Annotated in this window: 24 protein-coding genes; 3 read left to right on the top strand and 21 right to left on the bottom strand. The window is 63.7% G+C overall.

Annotation, left to right across the window (positions count from 1 at the left end; translation table 11 throughout):
* Positions 1-14: 14 nt before the first annotated feature.
* The 18 genes from sctQ to GH657_RS06885 form a co-directional block, all read right to left on the bottom strand.
* Entirely contained in the window at positions 15-1,343 is a 1,329-nt protein-coding gene (sctQ, locus tag GH657_RS06805; protein WP_174769893.1) for a type III secretion system cytoplasmic ring protein SctQ, read from the bottom strand.
* Positions 1,288-2,055, bottom strand: coding sequence for a hypothetical protein (locus GH657_RS17995; protein ID WP_174769894.1), 768 nt, complete (start codon positions 2,053-2,055; stop codon positions 1,288-1,290). The genes sctQ and GH657_RS17995 overlap by 56 nt, the downstream gene beginning before the upstream one ends.
* Positions 2,052-2,783, bottom strand: coding sequence for a hypothetical protein (locus tag GH657_RS06810; protein ID WP_153100003.1), 732 nt, complete (start codon positions 2,781-2,783; stop codon positions 2,052-2,054). The genes GH657_RS17995 and GH657_RS06810 overlap by 4 nt, the downstream gene beginning before the upstream one ends.
* Entirely contained in the window at positions 2,783-4,138 is a 1,356-nt protein-coding gene (gene sctN, locus GH657_RS06815; RefSeq protein ID WP_153100004.1) for a type III secretion system ATPase SctN, read from the bottom strand. Before sctN ends, GH657_RS06810 begins: the two co-directional genes overlap by 1 nt.
* Entirely contained in the window at positions 4,135-4,899 is a 765-nt protein-coding gene (locus GH657_RS06820) for an HrpE/YscL family type III secretion apparatus protein (RefSeq protein ID WP_153100005.1), read from the bottom strand. Before GH657_RS06820 ends, sctN begins: the two co-directional genes overlap by 4 nt.
* Positions 4,887-5,546, bottom strand: a complete 660-nt coding sequence (locus tag GH657_RS06825) for a hypothetical protein (RefSeq protein ID WP_153100006.1) — start codon at positions 5,544-5,546, stop codon at positions 4,887-4,889. Before GH657_RS06825 ends, GH657_RS06820 begins: the two co-directional genes overlap by 13 nt.
* Before the next feature lie 12 nt (positions 5,547-5,558).
* Entirely contained in the window at positions 5,559-5,843 is a 285-nt protein-coding gene (locus GH657_RS06830; RefSeq protein ID WP_153100007.1) for a hypothetical protein, read from the bottom strand.
* Positions 5,831-6,436, bottom strand: a complete 606-nt coding sequence (gene sctJ, locus GH657_RS06835) for a type III secretion system inner membrane ring lipoprotein SctJ (RefSeq protein ID WP_153100008.1) — start codon at positions 6,434-6,436, stop codon at positions 5,831-5,833. The genes GH657_RS06830 and sctJ overlap by 13 nt, the downstream gene beginning before the upstream one ends.
* Positions 6,433-6,936, bottom strand: coding sequence for a type III secretion system inner rod subunit SctI (sctI, locus tag GH657_RS06840; RefSeq protein WP_153100009.1), 504 nt, complete (start codon positions 6,934-6,936; stop codon positions 6,433-6,435). The genes sctJ and sctI overlap by 4 nt, the downstream gene beginning before the upstream one ends.
* 146 nt (positions 6,937-7,082) lie before the next feature.
* A complete protein-coding gene (locus GH657_RS06845) occupies positions 7,083-7,493 on the bottom strand; it encodes a tetratricopeptide repeat protein (RefSeq protein WP_153100010.1) in 411 nt (136 codons plus the stop codon).
* Positions 7,462-7,977 (bottom strand): hypothetical protein, encoded by a 516-nt coding sequence (locus GH657_RS06850; protein WP_153100011.1) that lies wholly within the window; start codon positions 7,975-7,977, stop codon positions 7,462-7,464. The genes GH657_RS06845 and GH657_RS06850 overlap by 32 nt, the downstream gene beginning before the upstream one ends.
* Complete coding sequence (locus GH657_RS06855; RefSeq protein ID WP_153100012.1) at positions 7,974-9,428, bottom strand: hypothetical protein; 1,455 nt, start codon at positions 9,426-9,428, stop codon at positions 7,974-7,976. Before GH657_RS06855 ends, GH657_RS06850 begins: the two co-directional genes overlap by 4 nt.
* A 76-nt stretch (positions 9,429-9,504) precedes the next feature.
* Positions 9,505-10,905, bottom strand: a complete 1,401-nt coding sequence (gene sctE / locus GH657_RS06860; protein ID WP_153100013.1) for a type III secretion system translocon subunit SseC family protein — start codon at positions 10,903-10,905, stop codon at positions 9,505-9,507.
* On the bottom strand, positions 10,902-11,438 hold the full coding sequence (locus GH657_RS06865) for a SycD/LcrH family type III secretion system chaperone (RefSeq protein ID WP_153100014.1): 537 nt from the start codon (positions 11,436-11,438) through the stop codon (positions 10,902-10,904). Before GH657_RS06865 ends, sctE begins: the two co-directional genes overlap by 4 nt.
* 292 nt (positions 11,439-11,730) lie before the next feature.
* A complete protein-coding gene (locus GH657_RS06870; protein ID WP_153100015.1) occupies positions 11,731-12,834 on the bottom strand; it encodes a hypothetical protein in 1,104 nt (367 codons plus the stop codon).
* Positions 12,835-13,043: 209 nt separating this feature from the next.
* A complete protein-coding gene (locus tag GH657_RS06875) occupies positions 13,044-14,096 on the bottom strand; it encodes a hypothetical protein (RefSeq protein ID WP_153100016.1) in 1,053 nt (350 codons plus the stop codon).
* 147 nt (positions 14,097-14,243) lie between these two features.
* Positions 14,244-15,023: a hypothetical protein gene (locus tag GH657_RS06880; RefSeq protein ID WP_153100017.1), complete on the bottom strand. Its 780-nt coding sequence runs from the start codon at positions 15,021-15,023 to the stop codon at positions 14,244-14,246.
* An 86-nt stretch (positions 15,024-15,109) separates the two neighbouring features.
* Complete coding sequence (locus GH657_RS06885; RefSeq protein ID WP_153100018.1) at positions 15,110-15,457, bottom strand: hypothetical protein; 348 nt, start codon at positions 15,455-15,457, stop codon at positions 15,110-15,112.
* Between the two features lie 263 nt (positions 15,458-15,720).
* Between GH657_RS06885 and GH657_RS06890 the strand changes: the two genes are divergently transcribed.
* Positions 15,721-16,365, top strand: a complete 645-nt coding sequence (locus GH657_RS06890; protein WP_153100019.1) for a response regulator transcription factor — start codon at positions 15,721-15,723, stop codon at positions 16,363-16,365.
* Between the two features lie 92 nt (positions 16,366-16,457).
* Here GH657_RS06890 and GH657_RS06895 read toward each other — a convergent pair whose 3' ends face one another.
* Both GH657_RS06895 and GH657_RS18000 read right to left on the bottom strand, forming a co-directional pair.
* Positions 16,458-16,751 (bottom strand): type II toxin-antitoxin system RelE/ParE family toxin, encoded by a 294-nt coding sequence (locus GH657_RS06895; protein ID WP_153100020.1) that lies wholly within the window; start codon positions 16,749-16,751, stop codon positions 16,458-16,460.
* A complete protein-coding gene (locus GH657_RS18000; RefSeq protein ID WP_174769895.1) occupies positions 16,748-17,077 on the bottom strand; it encodes an antitoxin PaaA2 family protein in 330 nt (109 codons plus the stop codon). Before GH657_RS18000 ends, GH657_RS06895 begins: the two co-directional genes overlap by 4 nt.
* Here GH657_RS18000 and GH657_RS18005 point away from each other — a divergent pair.
* The gene (locus GH657_RS18005) at positions 17,066-17,284 is read left to right on the top strand and encodes a hypothetical protein (protein WP_174769896.1); all 219 of its coding nucleotides are present in this window, start codon (positions 17,066-17,068) and stop codon (positions 17,282-17,284) included. The genes GH657_RS18000 and GH657_RS18005 overlap by 12 nt on opposite strands.
* Before the next feature lie 309 nt (positions 17,285-17,593).
* On the opposite strand, the gene GH657_RS06905 is transcribed toward GH657_RS18005, so the two are convergent.
* Positions 17,594-19,441, bottom strand: coding sequence for an ATP-binding response regulator (locus tag GH657_RS06905; protein WP_153100021.1), 1,848 nt, complete (start codon positions 19,439-19,441; stop codon positions 17,594-17,596).
* Positions 19,442-19,841: 400 nt separating this feature from the next.
* Between GH657_RS06905 and GH657_RS06910 the strand changes: the two genes are divergently transcribed.
* Positions 19,842-20,591 (top strand): RNA polymerase sigma factor, encoded by a 750-nt coding sequence (locus tag GH657_RS06910; protein ID WP_246174131.1) that lies wholly within the window; start codon positions 19,842-19,844, stop codon positions 20,589-20,591.
* Positions 20,592-20,596: the final 5 nt, after the last annotated feature.

Below are 20,596 nucleotides of genomic sequence, written 5' to 3' on the forward strand. Positions count from 1 at the left end.
ATCGACCGGGAGGTTCACGAGGCGTCCTCCTCTAACGCTATGCGCACGATCGAGACGCCGATCCGGCCGTCGATTTCAACCAGCTCGCCGGTGCCGAGCAGGGTGCCGTTGGCGCGAATCGACACCGCCTGCGACACGGGGCGCTCCAGGTCCAGCACCGAACCCGGCGTGAGGCTGCGCAACTGCGACAGCGTCATCTCGCAGTCCCCGAGATCGAACTCGAGCGTAACTGGCACGCGCTCCAGCGCGTCCAGCACGGCCTGGTGCGAGGGCTCGCCCGAAAGCAGATCCTCGTCATCGTCTTCGGCGTAGGGCGCGGGCGCCGAGGCACTGGGGCGCGAAACCTGTTCGTGGGCAGGGGGGGCATCGTCGTGCGACCAGGTGTCGTCGGCGTCGAGATTGGGTTCGTTGGCGTATTCCATGATGGTGTGCAGTCCTCGGGTGACAACGAGATGCTGGCCTTCGCAACGGGCATGCCATGCGAGTCCAGGGCCAGCGGTAATGTGCAAAACGCGTTCATGCCACTGGCTGGCCTGCACCAGCAGCACGTCGTAAGGGCGCAGCGCGCTGAAGGCGCGCCGCGTGAGGCGGGTGTGACCCACCTTGAGCCGCTGTGGCAGCCGTACATGGGCGAGCGTGCGGGGCGTCGGGCGCTCCATGCTGGGGCGGTTCAGCAACTTGGCGAGCAGCAGGTGGCCGGCGGTATCGCTATGCAGCTCGCCGCTGAGTGCCGCGAGCCCGGCAGAGGCTCCCGGCCCATGGGCATGCCAGTGATAGCGAAACGGCAATGCGGTAGCCGGGGCGGTGGCGTTGTGCGGCAGGGTTTCTGGCATGCCGCGCACGGCCAGGCCGCTTTGCCGCAGAAAATCCTGCATCCAGTATTCGAAGGCGATCAGGCGCAGTACCGGGCTGCCCTCGGTGGCGGGCAACGCGCCGAAGTTTTCGAGCAGGAAGCGCTCCGCCATCTCCGGTGCGCAAAAAAGATCGAAGCGGCAGTCCGACCAGCGCAGCGCGCTGAAGAGCGGTGCGCTGGGCGTGCCGGCGTCAGGCGCGGCGCTGTCGCTGAGCGGCATGGGCACGAGTGTGATGCGCCAGCCGTTGGCGGCGCACAGCGCCAGGTCACGGGCGCGCTGGGCGATCGCGGTGCGTGCCAGGGCTTCCTGGGGGCTTAGCCGGGGGAGCCGTAACGCGGCCGCTGCACGAGCGGGGTGCGCCGTTGCCGTGGCCGGGGTGGCGGTGGCGCTGTCGGCCGCTGGCGCAGCGTCCTGCTGGGGCGCGAAAACAAGGTTATTCATCATCTGACTGGTAGAGGCCGCGAGCTTCGAGCGTGGGTTCCCGGCCATGGCTGACTTGCACCATGACGTCGCGCTCAAGACGCACGGCAAGTTTTTCCGCAAGGACGTAGCGGTTGCTGCCAAGCCGCTCGTAAGGCGCTTTGAGGTGGCACTGGAAGGCGACCCAGAGCGTGGTGCCGTCATCGCTGAGGCTGAGCGTGACGCCGGGCAGGGTGGCCTGGTTAAGTTCGGCGCTGAGTGTGCCGTGGCGGCCGCCATCGGCATCGGTCCAAAGCCGCTCGACGGCGCTGATCACGAGTTCGAGATCGAGTGCCTGGCGCGTCGCGCTGTAACGGTGCTGCGTGTCGCTGCTGCTCTGGGCGCTCGCGCCGCGCCGCATCAGGCGTAGCAGGTCGCCCATGCCTTGCGGCTGGGGCGTGCCAGGGCTCGCGGCCGTGACGCTGTGGCGGTTGCCGTCGTGCTGGCCATCGCTGCCGCTCTCGTCTGCGGCCTCGCGTGGCTTGCCGCTGTCGTCGCCGTCGCCGCGCCGTGCGAGGCGAGCGGATACGTCGAGGTGCGTGAGCACCTGGTCTGCGCCCGCAGCAGGCACGTCCGTCTGAAGCGCGCGGCGAAAGCGCTCGCGCTCGTCGTCTCCGACGCCTTTCGGGGCGTTGAGTCCAGGCGTGCCCGTGCCGGGCGCCAGACTGTCGTGGCTGCGATGTTCTTCGTCATGCGGGCTCGGTGCGCGCGACGCGGTAGGGGGTGTCTGAACCGTTTTCATTGCGTAGCTCCCATAGGTCTGGCCTCGACTTCGTGGTCTTTTTTATGGTTTTGGGTGTTGTTGTCTCCGGCTGCGGTGGCGCTGTCCTGAGGCGCGTGCAGGTCGGTCGTGGCCGTGGTCGTGGCCGCATCCGCGCTGCCACGCTCCGGGCCGGTGCGCGCGCCTGCCCAGCGCTTGCTGACAACGGGCACGGCGGCGCGGTCGGCGCCGGCCTGCTCGTCCTCGGCGTCTTGCAAAACATGCTGCTGATGCAGTTGCAGCGCGACTTCATCGAGCTCGTTGTCTTCGACGCGCGTGGCGCGCAAGGTTTTCGCGTTCACCATGTGCGTCACGGTGTCTTCGAGTTTTTGCTGACGCTGGCGCGCCTGGACGTACAGGTTGCGTGCCTGCATTTCCTCGTCGCGCGCTTCCTCCAGTTTTTTCTCGCTCTCCCTGGCGGCCTCGCGCAGGAGCGCCAGCTCTTCGTATTTGGCCTTGATGCGGGCGTTGTTGTCGTTGACCTTGCGCTCGGTCGCCGGGGCCGCGCTTAGTTCGCGGTCGAGCATCGTCACGAGATCCTTGGCGGCGCGCAAATGCTGCTCCACCCGCTGTTGCAGCACTTCGTTCTCGTGTGCCGCCGCCTGGGTCACCTCACGGGCGAAGCGCAGCTTCTCCGCGCTGTCTTCGGCGCGTTTGCTGACCACGTCGCAGACTTCGCTCAAGGCCTCCGTGTCGGATCTCGCGCTCATCAGCTATTCCTTCTGCGCGGACGGTGTCCGCCACCCGTCAGCACGTCCAGATGCTGCATGGTGTCGTCGTAGCTCGAATGCTCGTCGGTTTCCTGGCGCAGGAAGGCGCGGATCTCGTCGATTTTTTCCACGGCTTCGTCCGCCAGCGGATCGCTGCCGCTTTTGTATTCGCCGATTTTCACCAGCAGCTCGACCTCGTGATACTTGGCCAGCAGCTCGCGCATGCGCCGCGCGCCAGCCTGATGGCCGGGCTCCACAATCGAGCTCATCACACGGCTGACCGAAGCCAGCACGTCGATAGCGGGGTAATGGTTGGCGTTGGCCAGCTCGCGCGAGAGCACGACGTGGCCATCCAGAATCGAGCGGGTTTCGTCGGCGACCGGCTCGGTCATGTCATCGCCTTCCACCAGCACGGTGTACATCGCCGTGATTGAGCCCGTGAGCGTGGCGCCAGGGCGCTCCATCAGCTTGGGCAGCGTGGCGAACACCGAAGGCGGATAGCCGCGCCGCGTCGGCGGCTCGCCGGCGGCGAGGCCGATTTCGCGCAGCGCACGGGCAAAACGCGTGACCGAATCCATCAGCAGCAGCACCTTCTTGCCGCGGTCGCGGAAGTACTCGGCGATGGCGGTGGCGACGTAGGCCGCCTTGACCCGTTCCATCGAGGATTTGTCCGAAGTGGCGCACACCACGACCGCTTTTTTCAGCCCTTCGGGGCCGAGATCGCGGTCGATGAATTCGCGCACTTCGCGGCCCCGCTCACCGATCAGCGCGATCACGGTGACATCGACTTCCGCGCCTTTGGCGAGCATCCCGAGCAAGGTCGATTTACCGCCCCCGGCCGCGGCGAAGATGCCGATACGCTGGCCTTCGCCGCAGGTCAGCAGGCCGTCGAAGGCACGCACGCCGAGCGGCAGCGGGGTGTCGATCACGCGCCGCTCCAGCGGATGGGGGGCGTCGGCATACACCGGGTAGGTCGCGTCCGGGCGCAAGTTGCCGTGCGTGGCCTGATCGAGCGGCTGGCCGAGGCCATCCAGCACACGGCCCAGCAAGCCTTCGCCAACGGGAACCTCATGCGCCTTGCCGGTGGGAATCACTTCGGTAAACGACGAAATGCCGTGGGTGCTGCCCAGCGGCGTCAGGAGCGCGGCATCGCGCGTCAAGCCGATGACTTCGGCATGCATGTCGTGTGGCTCGCCAGGGTTGCGCAAACGGCAGATCTCGCCGATGCGCACCGAAGGCGCGGTGGCGCGAATCAGCGTGCCGACCACCTGCATCACGCGGCCCTTGAACTGGATCAGCTCGGCGTCCTGCACCGCGAGCGTCATCAGATCCATGATGTGGCCGTACTGTTTCATTGCAGGTCCTGGTGACCGGGAAGCGTGCCGGCGTAGCCGCTGTCGTGGCCTTCGGCCGGGAGGCCGAAGGCGCCGGGGCTGTGACGCGGCGTGGACTCGCTGCTGCGGCCTTCGCCCAGTACCTTGACGAAGGCGGTGCGCAGCGCATCGAGCTGGGTTTCGAGCGAGGTTTCGATAAAGCCGAGATCGGATTCGAGAATGCAGCTATCCGGCGCGATATGCGTATCCGGCTGCACATGCACGGCGCGGATGTTGGGGTAGGCCGAGAGGATCGCGTCCAGCCGGGGCTGGATCAGGTCGGCTTGCGAGGGCGACAGGCGCAAGGTCAACTGGGGCTGGGTGCGGGCCGTGGCCAGCACGCTGCGCACGACATCCGTCACGCGTTGATGTTCGGGCGCATCGCAGACGATGCGCCGCACCGCGCTGAGCACCAGTTCGACCATGCGGGTTTCGACCTGTTCGAGATAGCCCAGCGAACTGGCCACCTGCTCGATCATGTGCATCGAGTGTTCGCGCTTGGCCGCTTCGCGGCCATCCTTGTAGCCGCGCTCGCGCATTTCGTCGTAAGCATCCTGCGCGGCGCGTGCGAGACGGCTGGCCTCGGCGCGGGCTTCGGCCAGCATCTGCTGCGCGTCGTTCAGTTGCCAGACGGCCTCACGCCGCAGGACCACCTGGCCTGGCGGATGGCGCGGCGGCAGATGGCCTTCGGTGTTGTCTTCGGTGCTGCTGGCAGCGGCAGGCTGGCGGCTTAGGAAAACCATACGGGCTCCAGCTGGCGGGCGACATCAAGCGACATGCGCCACGCCAGGGCGGGCTCCATGTCGGTGCGGATCGAAGCGGTAGGGCGGCGCAACTGCCAGCGCCAGGCGAGGCGCGCAGGCACCATCGCTTGCGCCCGGTGCAGGCAGGCCAGCCCTAACGGCGCCATGGCCTGGGCGAGCTGTTCGCTGCTCCAGGCGTGGGCTTCTTCGAGCAAAAAAGCGTCGTCGGCGGCGGGCTGGCGCTGGGCAAAGCGCACGGCATCCAGCATGTCGCGCTCGACGAATGGCGCCAGCAGCGCGCGGCTGACGCGGCGGCGCAGCGGCAGTGCGAGCTGCAGCGCACCTAAATGCGTGGCGACCCGCATTTGCTGCGCGGCGCCCTGGCTGGCAAACCAGATCATGTCCATGTCACAGTTCAGTTCGGGGCTGGCCGCTTCCAGTTCGGCGTAGCCCAGCAACAGGCAACGCGACCAGGGGCGGGCATCGTAGGGCAGCGTGGCGCGCACCGGTTCGGCACTGACGCGCAAGGCCCGCGCCACCCGCGAAGGCAGCGCGCCATGCGCGGGGTTCAGCACGAAATCCACTAGCGCGGGCACCCGTGCGCGATGGTGTTCGAAAACGGCGCGCCAGAGCTCAGGGCTGAACATGAGGGGCTCCGGCTAATCGTCGGCGGCTTCGTTCGGCACGGCGCGGCGTACGGGCAGGCGCAGGTTGCCCGCGTTGCCCCGCAGCGCATAGCCCAGCGCGCCCAGCGTGATGAGGCATGCCCCACCCAGCAGGATGGCCAGCAGCCAGAACGATTCAGGCGCGACCCGCACGCCCAGCAAGCTGCTCATTTGCGCCGGGCGCGCGTTGAATACCGGTGCCGCTTCACCCGGCACGAAGACGAACGAAATCTTGTCGGGCGAGAGGCCCGGAATGCTATCGGCGATCAGCCGCCGCATCTGCGGCTGCAGCGTATCGAGCGGCGAATCGGGCCGGTACTTGATAAAGATCGCCGCCGACGACGGTGGGGGGGCGCATCGCCGCGCGTGGTCTGCTCGGGCAGCACGATATGCACGCGCGCCACGAGCACGCCGTCGATCTTGCTCAGCGTGTAGGACAGTTCCTGCGACATCGCATACACATAGCGGGCGCGCTCTTCAACCGGTGACGAGATCAGCCCGTCCTTGCGGAACACATCGCCGAAGGTCACGTGCGGATCGCGCGGCAGGCCCTGGCTTTGCAGCAGGGAGACGGCCTGGGCGACACGGTTGGTATCGACACGCACGGTCGCGCCGGTCTTGCTGACTTCCTTGTCCGCGCCGATACCCGCCGACAGCAGCACTGCGAGCATGTCGTTGGCCTCGTTTTCCTGCAGGCCGGAGAGCAGCTCGGTGCGGCCGCTACAGGCAGCCAGCATGCAGGCCGTGAGGGCGATGGCGACGGTGCGCCGCCGAGGCATCAGACGGGTGAGCGCGACAAACCGGAGGCTTGCTCCGCGAGCCAGAGCGCCGGTGAAATCGGAGAGGGCGGCACAACAAAGACGGAGGTTCATTGCATCTTCAGTAGTTGATCGACATCCTGCGACGCCTTGGCGACGGCCTTGGTGACCAGTTCGGTCTGGTAGGACCACGACACCAGCGACATCTGCACCCGCATGATGTCGTGCACCGTGCCCGCACCACTGAGTGCCTGGTCGGCGATGCGGAAGTTGTGGTCCATGGTGTTCGACATGCCTTGCAGCTTGTCGATGATGCGTGCGCCAATCGGTGTGCTGGCGAGCCCCGTGTCGGCGCTGCCCGCGCCTGCGCTGGCAGCGCTGGCCACGTTACGGGCATTGGCGGTGGCGCCAGTGACGCTGGTTGGCGTGACGCTAGCCGGTGGCGTGGCGCCCGCGAGCGCATTGCGAAATGCTTCGAGCGTCGCCTGGCTGGGCGGAGGCGGAACGGGAACCGCCATGGGGGCCGCGACTGACGTGTCCGTGACCGCGATGTCAGAGGTGACGCTAGAGAGCGCATCGGCGGCGAGCGGGTTGATAGGGGCGGCGGCGGACATGAGGCAAATCTCCGAAGGGTCAGGCAAAAACACAAAACAAAAAACAAAAAACAGATGTCGAGCAGCCTGTGCCGCACATGACAATCGACGCACGGCAGGCGGCCCTGATTCAGGTTCAGGCCCAGCCCCTGGCGGGCGCCGAACATTCAGCGCGGCGGATTAGCCAGCAGGGTTTGGGCCAGACGCCGCTCGGAGGCGAGTGTGTCCTTGCGCTGCACGATGTCGCCCAGCAGTTTTTCGCTGCGGCCGTTTTCTCCGGATTGCCGCTGCGCGAGCGCGAGAAAGGTCTGCAACGTCACGTCGGTCGGGCATGCAGGGGTGGCATGACGTTGCAGAAAAAGCGCGGCATCGGCGGGGCGTCCGGCATTCATCATCGCCACCGCGATGCCGATATAGGGAAACGGCGCGCCAGGCCGAAGCACACGCAACGCCTCGAAAATCTCTGTGGCGTAACGCAATGCGCCGACGCTGGCGGCAATGAACCCGATGCTGGTGAGCAGGCGGATTTCATCGCTGTCCAGCGGCTCATTCACCGGTTTGGACACGGGTTTCTTCATGATGGGCTTCCAGAACGGATAACAGTTGTTGCACACGGGTCAGCGCGGAGGCCGAGCCCGTCGCGGGGTCATGGTTGGCCAGCGCCATGCGCAGGGTGGCGAGCGCCTGCGGCCGCTGGCCGAGCGCCAACTGGCACTCGGCCAGCCGCAGGCCGTAGGTCGAGGGGTTGCCATCCAGCACGAGCGCCGTCTGGTATTGCATCAAGGCATCTTCGAACAGCTCAGCCAGTTGCAGCGAGCGGGCCAGCCCATAGCGGTACGCCAGCGTGACCGGGTCATGAATCACCAGAAAGCGGTAAGCATCCACCGCCTTGAGGTAACGCCCCTGGCTGAGCAGGGTGTGACCCAAACCCGCGACGGCAGCCAGGGCTTCGGCCGGCAGGGGAGAAGCCGCCGCATGCGCGGCCAGCGCCTGGTGCAGAAGCGCCAGCGCCTGCTCTTCTTCTTCCTGGGCGGCGGACGGCATGAGGGCGGCCTGGTTCATGAGAAACGAACCTGCTGGGCAGCGGCGTTCATGCTTTGCACGAGCTGCTTTTCACCGTCGATAATGGTTGCCGCTGCACTGTCGAACTGCTGATACATCTGGTTCGCCATGTCCTTGTTCGCCTGATCTTGCGCGACCAAAGAATCTTGCGTCGTGGCGGCGGCTGTTTGGGCATCCGAGGCTTTCTTGAAGAACGCGGCCACAAAATTGCTGAGGCCATCGCTCAGCGTCGACAGTGCGCGGCCCTTTTCGCTCCACGCGCCAGCCTGGTTCAGATGCATCTCGAAGTGCTGTTTGTTCATCTCCGCCTGTTTTTTCGCTGCCGCCTCGGCTTTGGCCGTGTCCGTCGGCGATGGGGCGTCCGGGGCGTCCGGGTCGTCAAGCGAGGCCGCTTTTTCCAGACTGACCGTCGACATGTCAGGCGTTTCGGTATCTGACGAGGTCGTGGCACCGGTTTCGATGCTGGACTGGATCTTTTCCTGGGTATCGAGCACGGACTCCGTGGCGTTTTCGGTCGCCTTCGGGCTCTTGATCACGTCCAGCTCGATATCCTGCTCAAGCACGCCGTTCGAGGTTTGCGGCGGGTTTGCACCATTCAGGGCGTTGAGCGAATCATCCTGGCTGATGCCGGCAGCCAGTTTTTTGGCGCTTGTCGTGGGCGCCGCGGAAGGCTGGGACGCTTGCGCCTGCATTTGCTCAGAGTGAGGCTTGAAGACCTCATCTTGCGGCTCGAGCGCTACCTGATCGTCCGTTTCGATGATGTAGTTGTTCTGGACGTCAGCGAACGACAGGTTTTCTTCTTCGCCCGTCGTGCCGTGCAGAACCGGTTCATTCAATTCGTCGAATTGCTGGTTGTTGAGCGTGGCTGTTTCGGGCGCATCCGGCTGAATCATGAAGGCTTTGGAATCGTTGGTGGCACGGCCTGACATGACGCCGAAACCTAATGCCAGCATGCCGCCCGCGACGCCCGCAATGCCGGCGAGGAGGCCCGCGATAAACGCCGACTTGGCCGCAGCGGCTTGATCGTTGGCTTTATCGGCAATGGCCTCGACATTCAGCTGGTTGCTTTTCTGCTGGATCAGATTGTTCTTCGCCCGGAGATCCGCGAACATCGTCAGCAACTGCGTGAGAAAGCTGAACACCTGAGCCATCGAAAAGGTATTTTCCGACATCGCTGCCAGCGCCAGACCGCGCTCACGCTGGGCGTAGGTCAGCGGAGGCTGAGCGGCTGTGGTGGGGTTGAGCTGGGTGTTGTCGATATCGGCGTTGAGCGCATCGATTTCTGAATCGGTGCTGGACAAGGGCGATTTGCCTTGCGTCAGCACGGACGTGACCATCGCGCCGTGTTTGACGGAGTGCGAGGGTTCTTTCAGCGTGGGTGCGGGTGAGGCAAAGCCTGTGGGCAAGGTGTTGGTCAGTGCCGCGAACGGGTTGGAAACAATGGCTGTCATGATGAATTCCTTTGGCAACGTTACGTTTTCACAAGCGCGCCACGCCATGGCCTTATGGCCAGGGCGCGGCAGAAGGTCAGGCCACCGCGATCGAGGTGGCCTGCTGGCGCGCTTGAGCCAGGCTTTTAATGATGCTTGAGATCAGTTGCGGCAAGGACTTGTAGTAGTTCATGACGGTGTTGAGCACTTGCGTATCCTGCGCGGTTTCGATTTGCAGGCTTGCAATATCCGCACCCAGCGAGGTGCCTTGCGCAGTCAGTTCGTCAGCCGAGCGCTGCAGCACGCTCGCATCAATATTGACGCCGCCGGCAGCGATGTTGCCGCCAGCCGACACGACATCGGTGGTGATGTTGACGCACTTCATGCCAAATTGAAGCTTGGCGCCGCCTTGCATGACGAGTTGCTGGATCTTGCCGACGAGGCCGGTGGCTTCGGACACTTCGCCAGCGGCAGAGGCGCCGCCGGTCATGGCAATAGCGGCAATCGCCATGCCGATTTCGAGCGCCGCGGTAAAGGCGCCCGCGACGTAGGCGGCCTGGTCCTGGCTGGCGCCCGCCAGTTCGGCGATACCGCCAAAGGTTTCACCAAATGACGAGGGGTTGATCAGCGCGAACCCCGTGACGGACAGGGCTATCCCGGTAATCAGTTTGCTGATGCCATCGACCTTGCTTTTCGGCACGCCCAGCGCAATCAGTCCGCTGCTGATCTTCGTCTCGAGGGGCCCGCTGATGTCGAACGAGGGGCCGCCATTGGCCTGGCTGATCGTGCTGGCCAGGTCGAACGTGGCGGCGGCAAGACCGATACAGGCCACGGCGAGCAGCGGCGTGGCGAGGCCCCCGCTGACGGCTGACAGGGCAATGGCCGCGGCCACACCCACGACCGCGCCGACCACGGCTGCGATCTTGGTGAACCACTTGAGCACCGGGCTTTGAACCTTGTCGGCTTTGGCCTGGGCGTCGAGCTGTTTCTGCAGGGCGTCGATCTGGGCTTTTTGCCGCGCGGCCAGCGTCTCGTTCGAGGTCGTGATGTCACTGGTGGCCGCGGACGCTTCCTCGGCGGCGAGGTTGCCTTGCATCAGACCGAGCATCAGCATCAGCGAGCCCATGTCGTCGACGTTTGTCGAGACCGCGTGGCCATGGCCGGCCTGACCCTTGGCTTCTTTGGTCTTGGCGTCCTGGCTGCCGCCGCTCGGGCGCTTGCCGAGTGCGTTCAGGATGCCGAGGATGCGGGTGCTGTCCATGTTGTTCAGGAGGCTCGGATCGGCAGGCGCTTCCAGCTCTACTTTCTGGCTGGAAAATGTCAGCCCTTGCGGGACTGAATCGAGCGCGAGCGTCAGCGCCTGATCGGCCTGAGCCTGTTTTTTGTCGTGCAACCTTGTGCTTCCCAGCTCCAGCGGCGCCGCGAGCTTGCCGTTTTGCGGCAAGGCATCCAGCGCAGGATGAGCGAGAACAGGTTTAGCAGCGATTGAAGTAGTCATACAGCTTCCTTTGGGGAGGATTCGCGCGACAGCAGATCCAGCATTGCCTGTGCGCGGTCAATAAATGGATGGTGTTTTCCCGTTCTTTCACCATCCATCAAAATGGCTTCAAACCCTTCGCGGGCGTCACTGGTGCGGCCCATTTTCAGCAGGCATTCGGCCAGATGAAACGCTGGGGCCGGGTCGTCCAGCTTCAGCGTGCCGCAGACCACGTAGTACTTCAGGGCTTCCTCAAAGCGGCCTAGCATTTGCAGCGTGGCGCCAAAGGCGAGCATGAAGCGGCGGTCATGAAAATTTTGTGTCAGCAGAAAGCCGAAGATGCGCAGGGCATCGAGGTATTCGTCTTGCTGATATAGCCGGTGGCCGAGCGCGTAGAGCGTTTCGTAGCCATCGGGGGGGATGCCGGCCAGTTGCCCCGGCGTCACGCCTTCGAGGATGGCGCTGAGTGCGGCTTGCGCAGCCTGCTGGATAGGGCTGAGCGCTTCGGCGGCCGCTTGCTGGATCGGGGTTTGGGCAAACGATTGACTGGTCATGTAAAAGCCTGCGTCTCGCTATATAGGGCTTCAAACTGCCTTGAATCTCTGGCTTTTGGTTTGCCCCGGCGGCTCGGGAAGTACGCCGGAGCGCACCGGGGGCAGGTTCTGGGTTCTTGCGTTCGGGGGCTGGCGCGGACCCGAACGCGTCATGGCCCTGATTTAAGTTGGAAGCGGCTTGCAGCAAGGGTTTCAGAGGGTGAGTAACAATTCGCGGCAAACCGTTCCATCAAACGCGCGTTTTCCGTGGCAGCCGTTCTGGAAGGCGCGTTTGAGGGAGCGTGCGCAGGGCTTACAGCTTGCTGATGAGCGACATCAGCATGTCGATCATCTTTTGCAGGTTTTGCGCGGCGGTGCTGACGGCAGTCTGGTACTGACTCGTGGCGTTCTCCATGTTGTTCATGGCCTGACTGTTATTGGTGGTCAGCGTGCTCATCCTGCTTTGCAACGTCGTGGTCCAGGTTTTAATGGTCCCGACCGGAACCGTGTAGATATAGCTCCACGTTTTTATATCCGGATTGTCGTTGCCATTGGGCATCTTGGGCTTGGACCAGGATTCGCCTATGTCCGGAGCGTTTGATCCCGGGAGGCCCAAAACCGACTGGAGAAACATCATTGAGATCACGCTGTCGCTCACCGCGGGAGAGATGGGAGTGCTTGGGTCACCGCTCTGGCCGGTCCGCTGGTACCAGTATATGAACGTGTTATTAGGCCAGGCGAAGGTTCCACCGTTGGGCCCGCTGCCGAAGCTTTGCCAGTCGCCCAGCGAGGTCAGCGTTTCATAGGCGGAGTCAGAGCCGATGTTTTTGGCTTCGATACTGTTTTGCAGCATGGTGATCGCGGCCTGGATCAGCTTGGCCGAGTAGCTGCTCAGGTCCGCGCCGAACTTGAGCTGCAGGAGCGCGGTTTGCTGCACGTCCATTCCGGAAATTTCCATCTGCGCCACGCTGATCGCCATATTGAAATCGCCCAGATAGGGCAGGCTGTTCGCGGGACGCAGGGTAAAGGTCAGGCGCTGATCGTCGTGCGCGGGTGGGGCGGCGGTGTAATCGTCAGTGGGGGCGGGGGCGGTGAAAGCGTCATGTCCGGCTGCGGGCGAGCCGCTCCCGTGCTGTTCCGGAGTGGGCTTTTCCCGGGCGGGCTGTTCTGGCACATAGGCGTTGGTGTCGGTTTGCGCATCCGGATTGAGCGTGGCGACGTCGACGTCGCCGTCGACGTCGTCCTGATCGTTATCGCTGCTGGAGAGCGTGCCGCACATGTAGTCGTACATCTTGCGGGCATTGGGGGTCGTGGGTCTTTCGCGTTTTTTGACGTCGTCGCGGCACGTCTTGACCATGCTGGTGTGCCGTTCTGTGTCGAGACGGGCGGAACGCGTGTGATCGATGAGTGCAGTCATGCTTTACCTCATGCATAAAAACCAGAACGAAAATATTTTGTCGCGCGGGACGGGCCGGATGTGCCGGATACCAAAGAGGCTGGATGCCAAAGAAGCCGGACGCAAAAAGGGCCGCGCGGGCTGTTCGGGCACGCGCGCAGGGCGACAACCATGGAGCGGGGAAACCCGGGCGCCTGGCCGCAGAAGGGCCGCTGGCGCACGTGTGACGCCTAGATCTTGCTGATGATGGTGGTATTCATCGTGTAGCACTTCTCCTGGATCTGGGCCGCTTCGGTGCCGTCGGTCTGGTACTGCCCCATGTTGGTTTGCAGGTTGATCATGTCCTTGGCGTTGCTGTTGCTCAGTGTGCTTTGCTGGACCTGCAACTGATCGACCCATTTGCTCATCTGGTCGTTCGATGCGCCGTAGGTCGTATCGGGGGATTTAGTGGAGTCATAGGGGGGGACGTTGCTGAGCCCCAGTACCTTGGCGAGGTAAACGTCAGTGATCGCACTGGGAGAGGTGCCTGCGGGAGGGGTGTTGCTGCCATCAGTATTATTCCATGTGCCTGGCGGCCACTGGAACGGCTGCCCGTTGGAGTCGATGAGCGACGAGGTATCGATCCCGTTGAACGGGGTGCTTGTCGCCCCCGGGGCCGCGCCGGCCTGGGTGTTCTGCAACGCCGTGATGGCGGCTTCCACCAGCTTGGCCTGATCGGTGCGGGCGTTCATCGCGTTGGTGTACTCCTCCACGGAAGCCTGCTGGATGCTCATGCTGTTCAACGCCATCAGCATCACCTCGATGCCCATGTTGAAATCGCTGACCTCAGGCATGGAGCTCGCCGGGGGCGTAATAGGCGCCGCCCCTAGCCAGGCCGCCGCGGCCTGTTCCTTGCGCGCGGCGCCGAGACCTGTGCCGGTGGGCCGGCCCGGTTGGGCGGCGCCTGGCTGCTGATGCTCCTCGTGCCGTGGCGTGCCGCTGAACAGCTTCGATTGCTGCTTCAGATCATCGGTCGATGGGTTGATGGGCTGGTTGTCCTGGCTGTCGTCGTCGTTCGGATCGTCGTAACCGAACTTGCGCTCCAGATCCTCGCGCAACTGCATGATCTTCAGGCTGGAGACGTGCGGGGTCTTTTCCTTTTTGTAGCTCGCCTGGTGGCGGTTTAAGCCTTTACTGGCGTGCTTGATCTTGTCGGTATGGACCCGCGCGTGGCGCTCATGGTCGAGCGGGGCGTGATGGGAGACGTCGGGCTTGGCGGACCGGTTGTCGATTGCTGCGCTCATCGTGAGCTCCAGGAAAAATTAGTGTGGCAAAAAGCAAAAAGCACAAAGCGAATACAACGGATACAAAGCGGACACAAAGCAAAAAGCAGGGCGGCAAAAACTGTCCGGCGGCGGTTGCTGGATGCGATCCGGGCGATCCGGCTTGGCTCAGGTAAAGACGGAGAGCCCCGCGGCAGTCATCGCGGCGATCGAATCAGTGGCCTGGTTGATGTCGGTCTGATATTGACCCTCGATCTTGTTGATTTGCCCGGTGTCTTGCTGGTTGAGTGTGGTGAGCGTGTTTTGCGTGGTCTGGCAGATCTTGATCCACGTCTGCATTTGCCCCACGGTGGCATCGGCTGCGTCCTTGTTCGAGGGGCCGCGCGTGTAATCCGTGTCCCAGGTCATGCCGAGCACCTGCTCGAGGTATTCCTTGCTTTCGCGGCTGGTGTACCAGAGGTCATCCTTGCCAGTGGGCGAAGCGCGTGAGGAGGGGGAGAACGCTAGCGGCTGGCCGTTGGGGTCGATCAGGCTGTCTATGTCGACCTTGCGCAGCGGCAAATAGGTCGAAGTATTGCTGCCGTGGATCGAGTCGTTGAGCATGTCGATGAAGACCTGCAATTGCTGGATCTGGTAGGAGCGCCACTTGATGCTGTTTTCGAAGATCGCAATGCCATCGGTTTGCAGCTTCAGGTTGGTGACCGACGCGCTGGCGGTGATGAACTCCACGGCGATCGTATTCTGGCTGTCGCTGCTCATCGGCACGGTCTGGCCGTAACCGTTGCGCTTCACGGCGTCGATGCGCTCTGCCGCGCAAGCGTTGGGCGCGGCGAGATCGGGGCGCTGGCCCGATGGCGCAACGCTGTCGGCGTGGGCTCCGGAGGGTGTGTCACACCGATTCGGCTTCGAGGGTTGGGTGGAATGTGGGTGTAGTACGGCGCTGCCCATAGCGATACTCCAGTGATGAAACAGAAACGGGCCCGAGGCGATGCCATGCGATGCGGCAGAGGTGCCCCGGCCGTTGAAAAACAGGCTTAAACGAGGTTGCGGGTGCGGCGTCGCGGCTTGGCCGCAGAGGGTGTCGAGGCGGCGGCTGGCGTTGCGGCAGGTGTTGTGGCGGTGTCTGCCGCCGGTGCGTCGTCGCTCATCGTGGTCAGTTGTTCGATGCTGACCGCGAGCGCATGCGCCTTGGCGAACATTTCCGGCTCGAAGTCGGGCACGTAGGTTTGCATCAACTCGACCATCTCCTTGAAGTCCTTGTTGGATTCCGCGAGATATTCGTTGGTCGCCTTGATCCGGGCATGGACCTCGGCCAGGGATTTTTCAGTCTCGGCAATCGCAATCTGGCCGGGTGACAGCGGTTGAGTCTGTGCAGTAGGCATGGTCGTCGACATCTAAGGTTGAATGTGCAGGCTAAGTAACGCTTACGCTGTTTGAGTTCCATGCCCGCTGCAAAAAGTCCGATCTGAACCGGCAGGCTCGCATCTGGCCGGTCGCGGTGATATCGTGCCGGGGCTTTATTGAGATGGCGCGCAGGACGCGCCATGGCATTAACACGGCTTTCGCCAGCAGTTACGCCTGCTCACTCACAGGCTGTCATGGGCAGGAGCGGGGCGAAAGCCCGGAAACGAAGGACAAAAACAACATGGCAACCGCGTTATTGGTGGACGACCACGCGATGTTCAGGGAAGGACTGGCGCTGGCGCTGGAGCAAGGCGAACCGGCGCTGCGGATTCAGACGGTATCGAGTGGCGAGGAGGCGGTGCGCTCGCTGGGGACGATTGCGGATCTGTCGATTGTGCTGATGGATTATTACTTGCCGGACATGACCGGGGCGGCGCTGGTGGAGCGGCTGCGGCGCACGCGGCCGGATGCGCCGGTGCTGGTGCTCTCGGCCTCGGATGACCCCGAGGACTACCGCAGCGCGCTGGCGGCGGGCGCTTGCGGTTTTATTCATAAATCGTCGGATAGCGCGGTGCTGCTGGATGCGGTGCGGCGCGTGCTGCGCGGCGAGATCTTGACGGCCCAGCCGTTTCCACGCGCGGCGCTGCGCGTGCAAAACGATGCCGATGCGGTGGTGCTGAAGCTGACGCAACGTCAGCGCGAAGTGTTGGGCTTGCTGTGCGAAGGGCTGCGCAATGGCGATATCGCCGAGCGCCTGAACATGACCGAAAAAACGGTGAAAGCCCATGTGTCGGCGATTTTCACGACGCTCGATGTGCCGAGCCGGACCCAGGCGGTGCTGGTGGCGATGCGCTCGCAGGTGTACCGGGACCGCAAGGACCGGTGAGCCGCGCGGCGCTGGCAAGGCGCGCCATGCGGCGATGCGTGAAGCGGTGCTTCAGGGCTTGCGAGACTTCTGGCGGCCCCTTGGCCTTCCGCTTATTTTTTCCAGGGCCGTCCGGGATAGTGCTGCCGGGCGCCCATGATCCTCACGATTTCGATGAGGTTTGTCCTGAGCACGCGATAGATCAACACATAGCCGCTGCCCAGCACCATTTCGCGCGTGCCCTTGACGCGGCCGAGCCGGTACAGCTCGGGATGGCTGGGCAGGGCGCGGGTCAGCGCTTCGATGGAGTCATCGAAGGCGATGGCCGCGCCTGGGTTGTGGGCGGCGATGTAGTCGAACAGCTTGATGCGGTCTTCATGCGCGCGTGCGCGCCATTCGACGCTCAAGATTTTTTCGCCGCTGGGCGGGCGGCGCCAGGTCGGGAAGATGAGCGGCCGCGTGCGGTGCTGGATGCGGTGCCTGATGCGGTGTCAGGCGCTGAATCCGGCAGGGCCGCGCGCAGGGCGGCTTTGCGCTCGTTCATGTCGCGCGTGACGGCGGCTTGCGTCACGTTGGGGCGCGGGTCGTCCAGTGAGGTTTGCACCTGCTGGCACAGCCAGGCGTCGTAAGCGGCGGCCTCGTGCGCCTGGCGCAGGCGTGCGGCGGCGTCGCCGCGGGGGCGCTGGGGCCGGGTGGTGGGATCGTAAGCGGTGGTGTCAACGTGAAATTGCATGATGCCGAGCCGGTGGAGGAAAACGATCAAAGTATCAAACTTTGGCCAGATTCGGACATGCCCTCGCCTTACGGCCAGGGTCTTTTCGGACGAACCGTACTGAATGGCCAGGGCCCAACCCCCGGCTTGGGCTATGACTCTTGCACCGCGCACGCTGTGTGCTTCGGCGAGTTGTTCGAGGGTGGCTTGATCGAGGGTGTCGAGTGAGGGTGTCATGGTGTGTCCCGAGGGGTGTTTTCAGGCACTGTTTGTTGAGCTGGAATTTTACCGGATATCTATTGTCTGGTTGTCGTATATCTATTGATTGGGTGCGAATGCGGACCTGGGTCACAAGGCGGGACGTGAGCGTGGGAGGCGGTGACAGCCCGGCACTTGCAGGCAGGGATGCAGCAGGGAAGGAGAAAGAGGGAAGGGGCAAAAAGGGGGCGAAGGGGGCGCAGGAGGCGCAGGAGGCGAAGAGACGGGAAAAAGAAAGAAGGCCCGGCGTGCAGGGCGCGCCCGTCTTCGCGCGGCAGCCTAGCCGTCTGCGCCCGTCGCAATCGTGCTGGCCGGCGTGAGCGGCGTGGCCCCGGTTGCGGCTTCGTCAGCCGCCGCGCGCGCCGCCAGCAGCGACGTCGCCAGCGCATGCAATTGTCCCGGATCGATCGGCTTGTGCAGCAGCGGCCAGCCGCGCGCTTCGGCTTCCGCCAGACGCAGCGGCGTGTTGTCCGCGCTGATCAGGATCGCCGGAATCCGGTCATCGTTGTATTCCTCATGCAAGCGCTCGATCACGTCGATACCCGTGTCGTGCCGGCGCAGCCGGTAATCGCTCACCACCAGATCCGGCTTGGCCGTGCAGGAGCGAGTCAATTCGAGCATCTCGTCGATGCCGTCCGCCGCCAGCGCGCGAAAGCCCCATGTCTCGAACAGCAGGCGCAGGCCTTCGCGGTTTTCCAGATCATCTTCGATGACATACACCAGCTTGCCGTGCATGCCCCGCCCGCGCGGCTGATGCGCCTCGTGCGAAGGCTGGTCGATGGGCACGACCTGGCTGGCTTCGCCCGCGGGCAGACGCAGCGCGAATACGCTGCCGCGCCCCGGTATCGAGCGCAGCGTGAGCGGGTGGCCAAGCAGGTGCGCGGCGCGCTGGACAATCGCCAGCCCCAGCCCCAACCCCTTGTTGCGGTCGCGCTCAGGGTTGCCCAACTGGTGGAACTCCCAGAAGATTTTTTCCCGGTCCAGCTCGGCAATGCCCGGCCCGGTATCCCAGATTTCGATGCACAGCGCCGCACCACGATGGCGCCAGGCCAGCAGGATGCCGCCGTCCTGGGTATGGCGAATCGCGTTATCCACCAGGTTGCGCACGATCTGCCCCACCAGCACCGGGTCCGACCAGGCCACCGGGGCGCCCGGACGCACGCGCAGGATCAGGTTTTTATCGGCAGCGCGCACGGCGAACTCGAGCTTGATGTCGTCGAATAACGCCGAAAGCGGGAAGTGCCGCAACACCGGCTGCACCACGCCGGCGTCGAGGCGCGAGATATTGAGCAGCGCGTCGAACAGTGAGCCCATCGCACTCACCGCGCGCGAAATGCTTTCCACCAGGTGGCGGCTTTTGGCGTTGAGGGTTTGCTCGCGCAGCACGCCCAGATACAGGCTCAGCGCATGCACCGGCTGGCGCAGATCGTGGCTCGCGGCCGCGAGAAAACGCGATTTGGCCTGATCGCTGCGCTCGGCGGCGTCTTTTTCGAGTTTCAGGTTTTCCAGCAGCACGAGGTTTTCGAAGCGCAGCACCAGCGAATCGATCTGGGTGCGGTGAATCCGGTACGAAAACACCAGCGTGCCGAGCAGATAAAGCATGCAAACCGCCGCGAGAATGTTGTCGACAGTGCCCGAGAGCAGCACCAGCGCAGTGAGCGGTGGCACGAAAAACGGCAACTGGAAACCGTACAGCACAGGCAGCCAGATGCTGTAGGCGGACATCGCGCCGGTAGAGAGCGCGAGCAGCGCGACGATGATGAACATCTGCATGGGCTGGGCCGCATGCAGCATCCAGTAGCCCGACGGCACGCCCCAGAGCAGCCCGGCGGCCACCGTGCTGGCGCACATCAGGATTTGCCAGCGGCGTAGCGCCAGGGCGTCGTGGCGGCAGCGTTCATAGCGCTGGCACAGCACTGCGCGCCCGAGCGCCAGCAACAGTTGCGCGCCCAGCCAAAGCAGCACGGACGTGCCAAATGCCTGCAGCAGAACGATGGCGAAGATCACGCACGAGACAAAGCCGCACGTCAGCGCGAACGGAATGTTGTTGCGCAGGATCTGCATCTGCTGCGCCTGCACTTGGGCAGCGCACGATGACGGGATCGCTTCGCGCGACAGAAAACGCATGACCTCTTCTCCTCGTGACCTCGGGCATCCGGTTCCTGGGTTCTTTAGTGCTTGAGCGCTTTAGCGCTTCGGCAAGACCCGTCGCAGCCAGCCTCCAAGAGTGCGTTTTACGCGCTGGTGGCCCGTGCAGCAAGGGATTTGACAAATTGTGCACAACTAGGACTTTAGTCCGATGCGCCGCGCATTTTTGCCCCTTAGTATCGGTTTCAGTTCTGGTTTGGCATGAAACCGGCCAGCCAGAACGGGAAGCGACGGGATCTGAAACAGCGCATGACCACCGTGCTGTTGCAACGAGAGATGGCCACGGCAAGCAAGGCTCACCAGCCTGACTGGCAAGACGACCGTGCTCCAGAGGCGAAACGCCTTTTCAACTGTGAAGGATAACGGGGAAGTGCAAGTCATGATCGAAACCGAGGCATTCCTGAACCCAGCGCTGTCGCGGCCTGAATCCATGGACAGCATGGACGGCATTGAGGGCTTTGAGCAGATGGACGATATGGATGACATGGACGACATCGGTGAGATGGACGGCATCGGCGAACTCAGCGGCCTGGAGGCGCTGGGCGATGAGCTTGACTTGAGCGCGGTAGCCGACGGCGAAGCCCGCACCTGCAATGCCGCTGAACGCGAAGAGCTGTTCCGCGAACTCGTGGGGCAGCATGGCAAGCGCCTGTATCACTTCGTGCTGCGCCGGATCGGCAGCGTGTTCGACGCGGAAGAGCTGACCCAGCAAGCCTTCGTCGAAGCCGCCAAGGCCTACGAGACCTATCGCGGCGAAGCCAAGCTGTCCACCTGGCTCTACGGCATCGCCATGAACCTCGTGCGCAATCACCTGAACCGCTGCCCGGAGCGCCGCTACAAGTTCGAAAGCGCTGATGAGAGCCTGTTCGACGGCAGCGGTCATGAAAGCGAGAGCCTCGAGAGCACCGTTGGCCGCAAGCAGCAGTTCAAGCTGCTGTGGCAGGAACTGGGCGATCTGCCCGCTGAAATGCGCGAGGTGCTGATGCTCGTCGGCGTGAAAGAGATGAGCTACGAAGAAGCCAGCGTGATGCTCAGCATCCCGGTGGGCACCGTACGCAGCCGCCTGTCGCGGGCGCGCTCGACGCTGCGCACCAAGCTGGCGGGCAGTGGCTGGGATCTCAGCGAATAGTGTTG

Source organism: Paraburkholderia hayleyella (genome assembly GCF_009455685.1).
Classification (GTDB): Bacteria; Pseudomonadota; Gammaproteobacteria; order Burkholderiales; family Burkholderiaceae; genus Paraburkholderia; species Paraburkholderia hayleyella.